The sequence below is a fragment of the Bacillus sp. EB106-04-04-XG123 genome (assembly GCF_058791855.1).
In genome coordinates this window covers 696,513-711,297 of record NZ_JBYTDZ010000002.1, presented here as the reverse complement: position 1 = coordinate 711,297, position 14,785 = coordinate 696,513, and the positions used below count along the sequence as shown (strand labels likewise).

The following is a 14,785-nucleotide window of genomic DNA, read 5'->3' as shown; positions in this document are numbered from 1 at the left end:
CTTTTACATGCTTATGCTTGCTTGACGACCGAGTCAACTTCAACTGTCCAGCCGAAGATGTCTGGCTGTGTTCCTTTTTGGATGCCAGTAATGGCTTCATACAATTTCTTGGATACTTCGCCTGTTTGACCATTTTGGATCACATATGGCTGATCATGATAAATTAATTCCCCGACAGGAGAGATCACGGCCGCCGTTCCAGTCCCAAAAATTTCTTCAAGCTCGCCAGATTGATGTGCTTCAATTAACTCATCAATTGAAATTTTGCGCTCTGTGACTGGAATTCCCCAATGCTTTAACAGCTCAAGTACAGAGTTACGTGTGATGCCTTCTAAAATGCTGCCGTTCAATTCAGGCGTCACGATTTCTCCGTTGATTTTAAAGAAGATATTCATGCTGCCGACTTCTTCAATGTATTTTTTCTCGACCCCATCAAGCCAAAGAACTTGTGAAAATCCTTTCGTTTCAGCCACTTGCTGTGCTTTAAGGCTTGAGGCATAGTTTCCAGCTGTTTTGGCATTTCCTGTTCCACCCTTAACGGCACGGACAAACTCATTTTCAACGGCAATTTTGACCGGATGAATGCCTTCTTTATAGTATGATCCCACTGGAGATAAGATAATGATCAGCTTATACGTGCTAGACGGTGCAACGCCTAAATACGGCTCAGTGGAAATAATGAATGGACGAATATACAAGGAAGTGCCCTCTGCATCAGGTACCCAATCCTTATCAATGCGAATGAGTTCATTTAAGCCCTCTAATACTGTTTCTGAATCAATTTGCGGAATACACAGGCGGTCATTGGATCTGTTTAAGCGTTCCATGTTCTTTTCTGGACGGAATAAGAGAATTTTTTGATCCTCAGAAACATAAGCCTTTAATCCTTCAAAAACAGATTGACCATAATGGTAGACCATCGAAGCTGGGTCCATTGGAATAGCCTGATAAGGAATAATTCTTGGATCATACCAGCCTTTATCAATTGAATAATCCATCACAAACATGTGATCTGTGAAGATTTTTCCGAATTCAAGTTGATCAGATTGAGGTTTTGGTTTTTTTGTTGAACTAAGTTCAACGCGGATGGGTTGTTTTGGCATTGTAAATCTCCTTGCTGTTTGATTATTTGAAAATTCTAATAATATGAAATAATTATGATTCTATTCTATACCTTCACAAAATATTAGCAATAGGTTTTCTGGAATTCAGACAAGAAAAATCTGTTAAAGCGCTTTCCTTCTCTCTGCTGTCAGTTTGGCTCATGTCCCCCCTTTTTAAAAAAGAAATAAAATCCAAATACGTTATTAACTGATTAATCTGACAATTTAAAAACGAATGGTTTTCCTGTAAGATATTCTTTCAACCATACACCTTTTGACTAGTACATTGCAAGGGACATTGTCATATTTTAATCCTCTTTTTTTTAACCGATAAAGGAAGAAGAGAAGGGAAAGGAGCAAACAACAAGATGAAACGAGTGATACCAAGCATTTTACTCATTGTATTCATGTCCATGATCAGCTTTGGCTGTCAAGCGATGACAGAGGAAGCTGGTGCTAAGCAAAGCACAGCTTATTACGTAGCGGTAAACGGAAACGACAAAAACCCGGGAACAAAGCAAAAACCTTTCCGCACGCTGAAAAAAGCAGCAAGTATGGCGAAGGCTGGGACAACCATTTACATGAGAGGCGGTACATACAAAGAGAAATTGATTGTCCGTTATTCCGGAACAAAGAAAGCACCCGTTGTCTTTCAAGCTTACGGAAAAGAAAAACCTGTGATTAGTGGGGCATCCCTTAAAGGAAATCAAGCCGATGGCGGTCTTGTCACGGTCGATCAAAAGAGCTACATCACCCTCAAAGGCCTCACTGTAGGACATCTTAAGACGAATAAAGAAGATTTAACACCAGTTGGTATTTTCATCAAAGGAAGCGGTAAAGGCGTAAAACTGCTCAATAACCGAGTGTATGACATTCAGACGAAACATGAAAATGGAAATGCACATGGAATTGCTGTCTATGGGACAAAAGCTCCTGCAGCAATAGAAGACATTGAAATCAAAGGAAATACCGTTGAAAAATTAAAACTGGGCTTCAGTGAAGCGCTTGTGCTAAATGGAAACGTCAAAAAGTTCCGTGTGACACATAACACGGTCCGGCACACTGATAATATTGGCATTGATTTAATTGGTTTCGAGAACGTAGCACCCTCTAAAAAGTATGATCAAGTTAGAAATGGAGTCGTCTCTAGAAACAAGGTATATGAGATTACGAGTGCAGGGAACCCAGCCTATGGAAGCGACATCTCCGCTGGCGGAATTTATGTTGATGGCGGAAAAGACATTGTGATCGATCATAACATCTCACATAACAATGACCTGGGGATTGAAGTCACAAGCGAACATAAAGGAAAAATGGCAGATCGCATCCGCATCGAACACAATCAAGTATATTTAAACCGTTATACAGGCATATCTATTGGCGGCTATGATACGAAGCGTGGCGGTACAACCAATACGACGATTTCACATAATATTTTGTACAAAAATGACACAGCCGGCTTAGAAGGCGGCCAATTGCTAATGCAGTATCAAGCAGTGAACAATCGAATCACGAATAATATCATGACGGCTAGCGCCTCGCATTACTTAGTCGTGAATCTTTATCAAGTGAACCAAAAGAATACCTTCCAGAAGAACGTTTATGATGATCGCAAAGGTGCGAAAGCATCACAGTGGATTTGGCGCGGGAAATGGATGGAAGGCTACAAAACCTATCTCTCTAATAGCGGTCAAGATAAAGGATCAGCCCATCTCAACCCACAATTTGTGAATGAGAAAAAATATGATTTCCGTCTGAAGAAATCATCACCTGCTAAGAAAATTATCGGAAGCTGATGATATTTTAGAAATTTTCAAAAAAGTCATTGACATTGATGTGACATCACATTAAAGTAAAGAAGACATTTCAACGAAAACAAATTTCATAACGGATCTCTTATCAAGAGAGGCAGAGGGACTGGCCCTATGACGCCCAGCAACCGTTTCTATTGTAGAAATTGGTGCTAATTCCTGCAAAGCTGTTACAGCTTTGACAGATAAGAGAGGAAGACTTCCCGATACATGTTTCATGCAACGGTGATCAAGCCTCTCTTTCCAAGAGAGGCTTTTTTTCGTCTCTTTTTCGAATCAAATGCCTGTTTGACAGGCGTATTTCCACTTTTTTACCTAGTTTTCCGATGTGAAAAATTTAAAACAACTTGAGGAGGAACAGCAATGAAGCGTAAGCATTTTACATCATTTCTTGTCTTATTAACGGCATTAACCGTCCTATTATCTGGCTGCGGCACTGGATCAAGTGCAGGCTCAAAGGCAAATGCAAACGAAAAAGTCTCTTTTGACAATGTACCGAAGCGATTTGCAAAGGGACAGGGGGCAAAAATTAAAGTGATCCGCAAAATTGGAGGAGACGATCATACAGCTCAATTTTTAGCTGGAACGAAGGCAGAAGGTGAAGCACTCGGCTTTACGGTAGATGTCTACACCGCAAATGGTGATACAGCAAAATTCCATGATGCCATCTCTCAGGCGCTGGAGGAAAATTATGATGGCTTTATCATCTCTCACGGGGACGACGAGGCGACAGTCGCTGATGTGAAAAAGATCACAGCGAAAGGCATTCCAGTTGTAGCATTTGATTCAAATCCTAAGCTAAAGGACATCAAAGGAGTCACAGTGACGTCTCAAGATGACGAACAATTAGCGAAAAAATCATTAGACGCGCTCGTTTCTGATTTTAAAGGAAAAGCAAATATTGCGTACCTATGGGTAGATGGATTCCCGCCAATGGTGAGACGAAATAAGGTCTATCAAGAAACGCTCAAACAACATTCAGGGATCAAGGAGCTTGACCGCTTTGGTGTAGCCTCTTCTGATACGTCTGTTCAAACGCAAAATGCAGTAGCAGCCATGCTGAATAAGTATCCAAAGGGCAAACTGGACGCTATTTTTGCCACATGGGATGCCTTTGCCATTGGGGCAGCAAGAGCGTTAAAGGAAGCAGGAAGAACAGAAGTGAAGATTTATGGGATTGATGTGTCAAATGCTGATCTTCAAGAAATGACAGCGAAGGACAGTCCATGGAAGTACACAGCAGCGGTTGATCCGAAGCTCATCGGCGCAGTCGACGTGAGGATTCTTGCGAAGAAAATAGCTGGTGAGAAAACACCATCTTCCTATGACCTTGAGGCCTCTCTCATCTCGCAAAAGCAGCTTCAACAAGCAGGAAAAGCCATTAACATGGTCAATCTTGCAGACGAAGTGAAGGGATTCGGTTCATCGACTGCTTTTGAGGAAGATTGGATGAAGACCTTGAAGAAGCATTATACAAAATAAGCGACGTGCACTCTCTTTCCATAGAGGGTGTTTCGTTTTTCAGATGATATCAAGAGAAGGAGGACACCTATGACAGCGCCGCTTGTTCGTATGAAAAATATTTCAATTGAATTCCCAGGGGTCAAAGCTTTAGATCAAGTGAATTTCACATTAAAAAAAGGGACGGTCCATGCGCTAATTGGAGCGAATGGTGCTGGGAAGTCCACGTTAATGAAAGTTCTTTCTGGCGCTCATTCCCACTTCGACGGAACCATCCACATCAATGGCCAGGCGGCAACCATTCAAACCCCAAAGGATGCATCCTCATATGGTGTGCAGACGGTCCATCAAGAAGTGGATACGGCTCTTGTTCCCTACTTAAGTGTTGGTGAGAATATGATGATGCATGAGATTGAGAAAAAAACATTTGTCAGTTGGAAAGAGCTGCATCGCAAGGCGGCTCAGCTATTAAAAGAAATGGACATCGACATCTCCACAAAACGACTTGTCAGCGATCTGACCCTTGCTGAAAAACAGATGGTGCTCATTGCTAAGGCCGTTTCCATTCAATGCAGCATTTTAATCTTAGATGAACCAACAGCTCCGCTTAGTCATGCAGAAACAAGCAAATTATTCTCCATGATTGATCGGCTGAAACAGCATGGGACAGGGATCGTGTTTATCTCCCATCGCATGCCCGAAATTTTCACCATCTGTGATGAACTGACAGTGATGCGAAATGGAACGGATGTTGCAGCCCACCTTGTCAAAGACACAAATCCGCAGCAAGTCATTGAAGAAATGCTAGGTGCGCCATTAGAGGAACAATTCCCGTCTCGCAAACCTTTGAAAGATGCACCTATTGTGCTTGAAGTGAAAGAGCTAAACGATCAAAACAAATTAAACAACATTCACTTTTATGTCAAAAAAGGAGAAATTCTCGGGATCGCAGGACTTGTCGGTGCTGGAAAAACAGAATTGTGCAAAGCCCTTTTCGGTGCCTCAGAAAAAAAGACGGGGACTGTGCAGCTGCATGGTCAAACCATTCACATCACATCGCCTCATCAAGCTGTGAGAGCTGGAATAGCCCTTGTGCCTGAAGAGCGGAGAAAAGAAGGGGTTCTGACCGAAGAGAGCGTGGGGTGGAACTTAACGGCTGCAAGTCTTCATTCATTTTCACGGATATTCAGCTTCTTACATCGTTCGAAGGAAAAGCAGGGTGCAGGCGACATCGTCAAACGACTTGGTGTCAAAACGCCGTCTCTTGAAGCAAAGGTGAAGCACCTATCTGGTGGAAATCAGCAAAAGGTTGCCATCGGAAAATGGCTGCTTGCTGAGGCAGATGTGTATCTCTTTGATGAACCAACTAAAGGTGTAGACGTTGGAGCGAAAAAAGATATTTTCACTTTGATCGCAGAGCTTGCCGCCCGCGGAAAATCTGTCATTTATGCGTCGAGTGAGCTGTCAGAGATTGCAGGTATCGCTGACCGAGTATACGTGTTATATGATGGCAGCATTGCCCGGGAAATGACTGCACCGACGACTGAAGAGGAGCTTTTATATCATTCAACAGGAGGACAATCATGAGCGAACAACAAATTCCAGCCCCTGTGCAGCAAATCAAAAAACAGCGGCCATCCTTTCATCTGTTTGATTTCTTTTATCGATATGGGACGATTTTAACCATTGTCGTGTTAATTGTGGTATTTGCGGCAGCGAATCCAGCGTTTTTGCAATCGGGAAATATCATCAATATTTTACGGTCTATCTCAATTGTGACCATCATTGCGGTGGGCTTAACCATCTCATTGGCAGTAAACGGTTTTGATTTATCAGTTGGATCAGTCGCTACGCTGTCAAATGCCATTGTCATTTCGATGTTCGTATGGTTCTCGCAAAACCCACTGATTGCAATCCTTTCTGCACTAGCGGCTTCTATCATTGTTGGATTGTTAAATGCATGGATGATCGTCAAAATGAAAATTCCAGATATGCTCATGACATTAGCCATGATGTTTATCATTCAAGGGCTGGCTCAAACGTATACGAAAGGGGCGACCATTTCTGAAAATATGGTGCTGCCCGATGGCACGTTTTCAACGGGAACGATCCCTGCCTTTTTCAGCAAAATCGGACAGGTGCCATATATCATTCTCATTATGGCTGCCATTGTTCTATTTGCGCATGTTTTCATGACCTACACAAAGCATGGCAGATTCATGTACATCATCGGTGGGAATAAGGAAGCGGCTCGATTGTCTGGCATTCATGTGAACAAATACAAAATTGCGGCCTATCTGCTTTCTGCGTTATTTGCAGCGATCGGAGGTATCGTGCTGGCATCAAGAGTGATGACAGCAGAAATTAATGCTGGTGCACCATATTTAATGGATGGAGTAGCGGCTGCTTTTATCGGCTTTTCCGTCATGGGAGCAGGTAAGCCAAACGCATTTGGTACTTTTATCGGGGCTGTACTCATCGGAATCTTACAAAATGGGCTTGTGATGATGTCTGTCCCTTATTATGCAATGGATATTGTGAAAGGTTCTGTGCTTGCCCTTGCACTGGCGCTGACATATTACAAACAAAGAGGCTAACTGCGTATTTTTTAAAACCATTCGAGTCCTCTCTCCGTCTAGTAAACGGAAAGCGGTACAGCTGCCGTTTCCCAAAAGGAGATGACAAAGAAAATGAATATGTCAGCAACTCATGTTGAAGATTTGAAAAATGTCATGGAAGACTGGAAAAATGAACTATTAGTATATAAATTTGCATTAGATGAAATGGATACAAAGTTTTCGATTATCAGTCAGGAGTATAATTTAATCCATGGACATAACCCTATAGAGCATACAAAATCACGGATCAAATCCTTTGAAAGCATTGTGAATAAACTAGCAAGAAAAGGATGCGATATCACGACACAATGTGCCAAGGAGCATATCCATGATATCGCAGGTGTCCGCATCATCTGTTCTTTTATTCAAGATATCTATAACATTATGGATGTATTGAGGCAAAGAGAGGATTTAAAGATCCTTGAAGTGAAGGACTACATTCAACATCCGAAACCAAATGGCTACAGAAGCCTTCACTTAATTGTTGAGATTCCTGTCTACTTAACGAATCGTGTGGAGTATGTGAAGGTTGAGATTCAGGTACGGACCATAGCGATGGATTTTTGGGCGAGTCTAGAGCATAAAATCTATTATAAACTGCAAAACGATGTTCCTCATCAGCTGACCGATGAACTGAAGGAAGCCGCAGATATTGCCCATTACTTAGATGAAAAAATGCAAAATATCAAACGAGAAATTGATTAACACATAAAAAAGCAGCTGTTTTGATCACAGCTGCTTTTTTCATATTAAGGGTTGGTTCCACGATCCCTCTTTTGAATGATATCTTGAGATTGTGCAGGTTTGCTGTCTTTTTGAACGGAAGCACCAATAGAAACACCTGTTATCAAGAGGGTAAAAATCGCACTTGTGATAAGCCATTTCTTCATCATACATCACTCCATATTCTTAACAAGTTTTTAAGGACAACGCCTTGTTTCTAAAATAAGAGGATTCTTCATGAAGTCCAAGATCCATTAAGTAAGCAGCTGCATCCTGACAAATAGCTTCAAGATCAACAAGGAAATTCATCGATTCTAATTGATCACAATAAGACTTGATTTGCTCAATCATGTTGTCTGGCTGAATCATAAGTGTTTCTAAAATGGATAATTTAAGTGAAATGTTTCGTTGTTTTAAATTTTCTGCTTTTTGAAGTGAAAGCTGTACATAATAGTGGAACAAACCTGGCTTTTTTAGCTTAAATAGTGCTTTTGTGTAGGCGTACATGGCAAGTAAATAGCCGCCTGGAGAAGAAGTTTCGAATGTTTCTATCATTAAAGCCTTTTCTAGGAGTGGCACAGCTTCACTGTATTCATTTCTTAGACTTTTAATAAAGGCTGCATTGCAATAGGCGTGTCCAAGCAAATCTGGATCTTCCATCTGTTCTAGTGAATGAATTACTTCTTCGAACAACGATTCTGCCTCATCATATTTCGACTGATCCGCATAATTCAAAGCAAGCATCATTTGACAGCTGATTGATTTTTTCACATAACATGGATCTGCATCGTAAATAGATGAAGCCTTCTTTAAGTGGTGGATGGAGAGAAGCGTGGACCTGATATTATAGTAAAGACACCCTGTTTTATAATGAAATTCGGCTTTTTCAATGTCATCATGCACGAGATCTAATTTATCTTCGGCCAATTTTAAATGGTGAAATGCCGTATCCTGATTGCCTCTGCGCATTTCATACATCCCTTTAAAGAAATAGAAATAATAGCTGAGCATATCATCCGTACGGATGGCATTTTCATCAACAAAAAGACTATGATCTAACGAAGCTGTATCTTCTATTAGATCTTTAAAACGGTACTCTAGCAGTTGATAGTAAAGTAAGACGTCTTGATTTTCTTCCATTCGATCAAACGCTTGAAGAATGTCTTCTTTTAACTGGATGGCACCTTGTATCTCTCTTTTTTTCATCATGACATACCAATCATTGAGCATATTTGCTACATCAACGGACGACAAAACACCTGCTTCTGCCAATTCATATCCTCCTTTCTTCATCTATTAAAAACCGTTCTTTTGAATCAACTTTCCATATTCCAGTATCTTCTTATATTTTAAGCTCTCTCATGCAGTTTGTAAAACATGTTTTTTGATGTAAATTCAACCAGTAGTGAAAGAAATAGGGAGAATCGACATTTTGTATACGCTTACATATTTTTAGGTAAAAAGAGGGTTTTGAAAAAAATATACTACAATATCAATAAAGAGTGGAAGCCGGTTGTTGAGTTTGCTTTCGTATACTAGAAAGAAACATCATTTATCAAGGTGCTGTCTCATTTTTTTGTAAGATTATCTTACATTATAATTGTGGATGACTCTTCTTTTAGAATAAAATGAGTTATTCGCAAAAAAGTAAAATTTAAAGAGACTATTGATCTAGAATTGTATGGATCTTTGGTATTGATAAAAAACATCACACACTATAGCTTTAGCGTGTTATAGTATTATTGTTATTGCGAATATTTAGACAAAACTGACAATGGGGGTCGTGTTTTATGAAGAAATCGATGTTATTGATCATGGGACTAATTGTTGTGCTTGTCATGGCAGCCTGTGGATCAAAATCGGACAGTGGTTCGGGAGAAGGCAAAGGCACATATAAAATTGGGATCGATACAACTTATCCGCCATTTGAATTTGAAAAGGGCGGTAAATATGAAGGGATAGACGTTGATTTAATTAATGCAATCGCGAAAGACCAAGGTTTCAAAGTGAAGCTTGAAGCGATGGACTTCTCAGGCATCATTCCAGCGATGCAAGCAGGACAGCTTGATGTTGGAATGGGCGGAATGAGTATTACAGATGAGCGTAAGAAGAAAGTAGATTTCTCAGATCCTTACTTCGACGCTGGGCTGACAGTTGTTGTGAAAAAGGACAGCAGCATCAAATCTATTAATGATTTAAAGGGGAAAAAGCTAGCTGTTAAAAACGGGACGACTGGTGCAAAGTTCGCATCTGATAACGCAGATAAATATGGGTATGAAGTCGTTCAATTCAATGACAGCCCATCTATGTTCCAGGAAGTATCAAACGGAAATGCAGATGCCTTAATTGAGGATTATCCTGTCATTACGTATGCGATCGCACAACAAGATTTAAAATTGAAAACAGTTGGAGACCGATTGAATGGAGACCAGTATGGTATCTCTGTCATGAAGGGGAAAAACCAAGATCTATTGAAGAAGATCAATAAAGGCCTTGAGAACCTAAAGAAAAACGGTGAATATGACAAAATTATTGATAAATATTTGAAGTCATAACACAAGCGAGGCGCGCTCCGAGCGCGCTTTCTTTATGTGTCAGCCGTATGTGAATTAGGGAGGGAGAAACATGGATACAATTATTAATGCATTTCCGTATTTAATGGATGGTTTGCAAACCACTTTATATATCTTTGTTGTTGCCATCATTTTAGGGTTTATCATCGGTTTAATTGTGGCATTATTCCGTCTGTCACCATTTAAAATCTTAAATTTCATCGCACTCGTCTTTGTGAATGCCATTCGAGGCACACCATTTATCGTACAGCTATTCTTCATTTATTTTGGTTTGAATACACTTGAATTCATTTCGCTTGATCGAGTACCCGCAGGAATTATTACAGTAGCGATTAATGCAGGGGCTTATTTCTCAGAAATTATTCGTGCAGGGATTCAGTCCATTGATAAAGGGCAAACAGAAGCTGCGCGCTCATTAGGCTTTACAGGGGGACAAAACATGCGCTTTATCGTCCTTCCGCAGGCCTTCCGCCGCATGCTTCCAGCGATTACAAACCAAGCCATCATCAGCTTGAAAGATACATCTCTCTTATCTATTATCGGGATTGCTGATATTATGCAGCGAGGACAAGTTCAAGCATCGGCTACATTTGATCCATTGAATGTCTGGCTCATTGTCGGTGTCATTTATTTCGTGATCATTTATTTACTTTCTCTACTGGCTAGCTACGCAGAAAGGAGATTTGATATCAAATGAGTATGATTACGGTAAAAAACTTAAAGAAATCCTTTGGCGATCACGAAGTGTTAAAGGATATTAATGCAGTCATCGAGGAAAAGGAAGTAGTGTGTGTCATTGGTCCTTCTGGATCAGGGAAAAGCACGTTTCTTAGATGCCTCAATAAATTAGAAGATATCACGGCTGGAGAGGTCGTTGTCCACGGACACACGATCACAGACCCAAAGGTGAATATTAATAAAGTACGACAAGAAGTAGGCATGGTGTTTCAGCACTTTAATTTATTCCCTCATAAAACCGTTTTAGAAAACATCACAATTGCACCGATAAAGGTAAAAGGCATCGAGAAGAAGGCAGCAGTCGAAAAAGCGTTAGACTTGCTTGAAAAAGTCGGCTTAAAAGACAAAGCCCAAAGCTACCCTAACCAATTATCTGGTGGACAAAAACAACGTGTCGCTATTGCGAGAGCGTTGGCAATGGATCCGAAAGTACTATTATTCGATGAGCCGACATCAGCTCTTGATCCTGAGGTCGTAGGGGATGTATTAGCTGTAATGAAACAATTAGCTGTCGAAGGTATGACAATGATTGTGGTTACACATGAAATGGGCTTTGCAAGAGAGGTGGGAGACCGTGTCATCTTTATGGATGGCGGATATATTGTCGAGGAAGACAAACCAGAAGCTCTCTTTGGAAACCCACAGCATGAGCGTACAAAATCATTTCTTAGTAAGGTGTTATAAAAAAGAGTAAGGGCATAAACATGCCCTTACTCTTTTCTTTATGAATAAATGGGGGAGAATTAGCGGCCCCATTTCCTAGGAAATATTAGCGCTGGAAGAATTCGATCCATTCTTGGTCTGGTCCTCTGAAAAAGAAGTAGCAATATCCATTTGGTAATGTCGTGATTTCTTCATCAATTAATTCAATTCGCAGCTTTTGAATACGATTGAATTCAGCATGAATGTTGTCTGTTGTGAAGGCGAGATGATGGACCTTTCCTTCAGATGGCAGGTCACTGCTGTAGCCTTGGATGAGCTCAATTTCCGTTTCGGTTTCATCTTTAAAACCGAGAAATGCAAGCTCAATCACTCCATTTGTATGAGTGATGCGGTCCTTTAATTTCATCCCCACCACTTTTTCATAAAAATCAATCGATTGATCAATATTCGAAACCATAATACCTGTATGATCTAAGCGTAATGTCGTCAAAAGAAGTGCCTCCTCTATGTCATGTTGATATTTTTCTCCTCATCTTATCATAATAGAAGTAACGTATACATTCATATGGTAGGATAGAGAGAGTCAATTAAGGATAAGGATGACACAAATGAAAAAAATCTCATTAAAACAAACATTTGCGGAACAAGTGAAAAAGGGATATCCGCTCATTTCCAAAGATGCAGTATCGAATGTGAACGGTGTACGGGAAGGCGAGCTCATTGAATGGGTGGATGAGCGGGGCGCTTTTTTAGGAAAAGGGTATTATGGTGTGCAAAACAAAGGAATTGGCTGGGTACTAACCTTTGATGCAAACGAAAAAATAGATCAAGCTTTTTTTGTCTCTAGGCTTGAGCAGGCAGCAAAAAGCAGAACGCATTTATTTCGTGATGCACAGACGACTGCTTTTCGTGTGTTCAACGGAGAAGGGGATGGAATTGGCGGCGTCACGATTGATCATTATGACGGATTCTACCTCATCCAATGGTATAGCGAAGGAGTCTATACATTAAAGGCAGAAGTATTGACTGCACTTGAGCAAGTATATCCAGACTATAAAGGCATTTATGAAAAGAAACGGTTTGATACGTCTGGACAGTATATAGAAGATGATGATTTTGTGAAGGGAGAGAAAGGTGAATTTCCTCTCATCGTGAAAGAAAACGGCATGAACGTAGCAGTTTACTTAAATGATGGTGCGATGACGGGCATTTTCCTTGATCAGCGTCATGTGAGAAAAGCGATTCGAGATCGTTATGCAAAGGGAAGGACTGTACTCAATACGTTTTCCTATACAGGCGCTTTCTCAGTAGCAGCTGCGCTTGGTGGAGCGAGCCGTACGACAAGTGTGGATGTTGCAAACCGCAGCTTGAAAAAAACATCTGAGCAGTTTGAAGTCAATGATATTGATGTGGACGGGCAGGATATCAAAGTCATGGATGTCTTTAAATATTTTCCGTTTGCAGCGAAAAAAGGCTGGACCTATGATCTTGTCATCTTAGATCCGCCTTCCTTTGCACGAACGAAAAAGCACACATTCAGTGCGGCGAAGGATTATAAGAAGCTATTAAAAGAAGCCATCCAAATCACAGCTGAGAACGGCGTCATTGTGGCATCAACGAATAGCAGTGCATTTGGCATGAAGAAGTTCAAAGGATTTATTGCGCAGGCCTTTAAAGAATCAGGGAAAACCTATCGGATTCTTGAAGAATATACACTTCCTGAGGATTTTCGTACAACGAAGAATTATCCTGAAGGGAACTATTTAAAGGTTGTCTTCATACAAGCATAAGAAAAAGCCATTTCCGATAAGGAATGGCTTTCAGCGTGTAGACAAACCCTCGCATTCGCCCGCAGGTCTGCGCTCCGGTGCTCACGAATGTCAAATTCGCTCCGCTCCTCGTCCTTCCTAGGGCTGCAAAGGTTTTCTATCATGCTGAAAAGAAGATAAAGTGCTAAAATAAAGAACATTTTAGCATTTTGTCAACAATCTAAAAGCTATTTCCTATAAGGGAAATAGCTTTTTTTATAAGGCAAACGACATGAGGATCGGCGCTGCACATAATGTAATAATGGCTGAAATAATCATCGATACACTTGAGATCGTCCCTGAGACGGAGCTCATTTCAAAGGCTTTCGATGTTCCTGCACCGTGTGCACCTGTTCCAAGCAGGACGCCCATGGCAATGTCATTATCGATGCGGAAGTAACGGATCACCATTGGACCGATAATCGATCCAAACAGTGCGGTTAAAATGACGAAGACAGCCGTAACGGACGGCATGCCGCCGATCATTTCTGACACACTCATTGCTACAGGTGTTGTGACCGATCTTGGGACAAGGCTCTCAATAAGGCCTGTGTCCAGATGAAATAACTTGGCGATAAATGCCGTAGATAAAATCGCAATGATAGAGCCGCAAGCCACATTCAAAAGAATTTCCACTGCATGCTTCTTCAGGATATGAAAATACTTATATAAAGGAATGGCAAAAGCAACAGTCGCAGGCTGCAGCATATTCGTGAGCCATTTCCCGCCTTGATTGTAAGCATCGTAAGGAATGTTGACGATTAACAGCAAGACGACAAGAACAAGCGGAGTGACAAGTAATGGTGAGACATAAACCTTCGGATGCCGTTTGTACACCGCTTTTGATCCGAGATATAAAAGAACTGTTAAAATCAGAAATAGTCCGCCAACTAACATAGCTTTTTTCGCTCCTTTCGTTTCGCAATCATTTGCGTCATGATACCAGTTGAAAGCATGACCACAAACGTACTAAGTAAGACGACAAGGACAATACTTGTGCCAGATTGAGAAAGCAGTTTTCCATAATCAATGACACCAACTGCTGATGGAATAAAGAAAAGCAGCAGTTCTCCGAGCAGCCATACGGCGCCAAGTTCTATCCATTTTAATTGAATGATCTTAAAATGAAGTAATAAGAAAATGACAAGAATGCCTAAGATCGTGCCCGGGATTCTTAAATGCAAAAAGGCCGCCAGCACATTCATGAATTTCGCAAAAATAAACAAGACCATAATCTGAAGGGCAGCAATCAGCGGCTTTTTGAGCAATTTCACTTTCTGTTCACTC

The 14,785-nt window shown here is 40.9% G+C and carries 15 protein-coding genes and 1 riboswitch; of the genes, 9 read left to right on the top strand and 6 right to left on the bottom strand.

Annotated features, from left to right (window positions below; translation table 11 throughout):
• Nucleotides 1-11: 11 nt before the first annotated feature.
• Entirely contained in the window at nucleotides 12-1,103 is a 1,092-nt protein-coding gene (locus tag AC3WTB_RS09040; protein ID WP_039182437.1) for a branched-chain amino acid aminotransferase, read from the bottom strand.
• Between the two features lie 368 nt (nucleotides 1,104-1,471).
• On the opposite strand from AC3WTB_RS09040, the gene AC3WTB_RS09035 reads away from it, so the two are divergent.
• The 5 genes from AC3WTB_RS09035 to ywaC all read left to right on the top strand — a co-directional run bounded on the left by AC3WTB_RS09035 (nucleotide 1,472) and on the right by ywaC (nucleotide 7,698).
• The gene (locus AC3WTB_RS09035) at nucleotides 1,472-2,899 is read left to right on the top strand and encodes a right-handed parallel beta-helix repeat-containing protein (protein WP_251180940.1); all 1,428 of its coding nucleotides are present in this window, start codon (nucleotides 1,472-1,474) and stop codon (nucleotides 2,897-2,899) included.
• Nucleotides 2,900-2,996: 97 nt separating this feature from the next.
• Nucleotides 2,997-3,106, top strand: a riboswitch (SAM riboswitch).
• Nucleotides 3,107-3,277: 171 nt separating this feature from the next.
• The gene (locus AC3WTB_RS09030) at nucleotides 3,278-4,396 is read left to right on the top strand and encodes a sugar ABC transporter substrate-binding protein (protein WP_041087658.1); all 1,119 of its coding nucleotides are present in this window, start codon (nucleotides 3,278-3,280) and stop codon (nucleotides 4,394-4,396) included.
• A 69-nt stretch (nucleotides 4,397-4,465) separates the two neighbouring features.
• The gene (locus tag AC3WTB_RS09025) at nucleotides 4,466-5,962 is read left to right on the top strand and encodes a sugar ABC transporter ATP-binding protein (RefSeq protein WP_126682480.1); all 1,497 of its coding nucleotides are present in this window, start codon (nucleotides 4,466-4,468) and stop codon (nucleotides 5,960-5,962) included.
• Nucleotides 5,959-6,972 carry an ABC transporter permease gene (locus AC3WTB_RS09020; protein WP_039182429.1) on the top strand — a complete coding sequence of 338 codons (1,014 nt, stop codon included), beginning with the start codon at nucleotides 5,959-5,961 and terminating at the stop codon, nucleotides 6,970-6,972. Before AC3WTB_RS09025 ends, AC3WTB_RS09020 begins: the two co-directional genes overlap by 4 nt.
• A 93-nt stretch (nucleotides 6,973-7,065) precedes the next feature.
• Nucleotides 7,066-7,698, top strand: coding sequence for a GTP pyrophosphokinase YwaC (gene ywaC, locus AC3WTB_RS09015; protein WP_039182427.1), 633 nt, complete (start codon nucleotides 7,066-7,068; stop codon nucleotides 7,696-7,698).
• Nucleotides 7,699-7,742: 44 nt separating this feature from the next.
• Here ywaC and AC3WTB_RS09010 read toward each other — a convergent pair whose 3' ends face one another.
• Nucleotides 7,743-7,883: a hypothetical protein gene (locus AC3WTB_RS09010; RefSeq protein WP_189292475.1), complete on the bottom strand. Its 141-nt coding sequence runs from the start codon at nucleotides 7,881-7,883 to the stop codon at nucleotides 7,743-7,745.
• 19 nt (nucleotides 7,884-7,902) lie between these two features.
• Nucleotides 7,903-8,988: a Rap family tetratricopeptide repeat protein gene (locus tag AC3WTB_RS09005; RefSeq protein WP_039182425.1), complete on the bottom strand. Its 1,086-nt coding sequence runs from the start codon at nucleotides 8,986-8,988 to the stop codon at nucleotides 7,903-7,905.
• A 518-nt stretch (nucleotides 8,989-9,506) separates the two neighbouring features.
• Here AC3WTB_RS09005 and AC3WTB_RS09000 point away from each other — a divergent pair.
• The 3 genes from AC3WTB_RS09000 to AC3WTB_RS08990 all read left to right on the top strand — a co-directional run bounded on the left by AC3WTB_RS09000 (nucleotide 9,507) and on the right by AC3WTB_RS08990 (nucleotide 11,711).
• Entirely contained in the window at nucleotides 9,507-10,271 is a 765-nt protein-coding gene (locus AC3WTB_RS09000) for a transporter substrate-binding domain-containing protein (RefSeq protein ID WP_024423857.1), read from the top strand.
• Nucleotides 10,272-10,341: 70 nt separating this feature from the next.
• Nucleotides 10,342-10,986 (top strand): amino acid ABC transporter permease, encoded by a 645-nt coding sequence (locus AC3WTB_RS08995; RefSeq protein WP_024423856.1) that lies wholly within the window; start codon nucleotides 10,342-10,344, stop codon nucleotides 10,984-10,986.
• Nucleotides 10,983-11,711 carry an amino acid ABC transporter ATP-binding protein gene (locus AC3WTB_RS08990; RefSeq protein WP_034281322.1) on the top strand — a complete coding sequence of 243 codons (729 nt, stop codon included), beginning with the start codon at nucleotides 10,983-10,985 and terminating at the stop codon, nucleotides 11,709-11,711. Before AC3WTB_RS08995 ends, AC3WTB_RS08990 begins: the two co-directional genes overlap by 4 nt.
• A gap of 85 nt (nucleotides 11,712-11,796) precedes the next feature.
• Here AC3WTB_RS08990 and glxA read toward each other — a convergent pair whose 3' ends face one another.
• The gene (gene glxA / locus AC3WTB_RS08985) at nucleotides 11,797-12,180 is read right to left on the bottom strand and encodes a glyoxalase GlxA (RefSeq protein ID WP_492333609.1); all 384 of its coding nucleotides are present in this window, start codon (nucleotides 12,178-12,180) and stop codon (nucleotides 11,797-11,799) included.
• Between the two features lie 118 nt (nucleotides 12,181-12,298).
• Between glxA and AC3WTB_RS08980 the strand changes: the two genes are divergently transcribed.
• A complete protein-coding gene (locus AC3WTB_RS08980; protein WP_492333608.1) occupies nucleotides 12,299-13,480 on the top strand; it encodes a class I SAM-dependent rRNA methyltransferase in 1,182 nt (393 codons plus the stop codon).
• A gap of 234 nt (nucleotides 13,481-13,714) precedes the next feature.
• Here AC3WTB_RS08980 and AC3WTB_RS08975 read toward each other — a convergent pair whose 3' ends face one another.
• Nucleotides 13,715-14,395 carry a CidB/LrgB family autolysis modulator gene (locus AC3WTB_RS08975; RefSeq protein WP_039182414.1) on the bottom strand — a complete coding sequence of 227 codons (681 nt, stop codon included), beginning with the start codon at nucleotides 14,393-14,395 and terminating at the stop codon, nucleotides 13,715-13,717.
• Nucleotides 14,389-14,772 (bottom strand): CidA/LrgA family holin-like protein, encoded by a 384-nt coding sequence (locus AC3WTB_RS08970; RefSeq protein ID WP_106025464.1) that lies wholly within the window; start codon nucleotides 14,770-14,772, stop codon nucleotides 14,389-14,391. Before AC3WTB_RS08970 ends, AC3WTB_RS08975 begins: the two co-directional genes overlap by 7 nt.
• Between the last annotated feature and the right edge of the window lie 13 nt (nucleotides 14,773-14,785).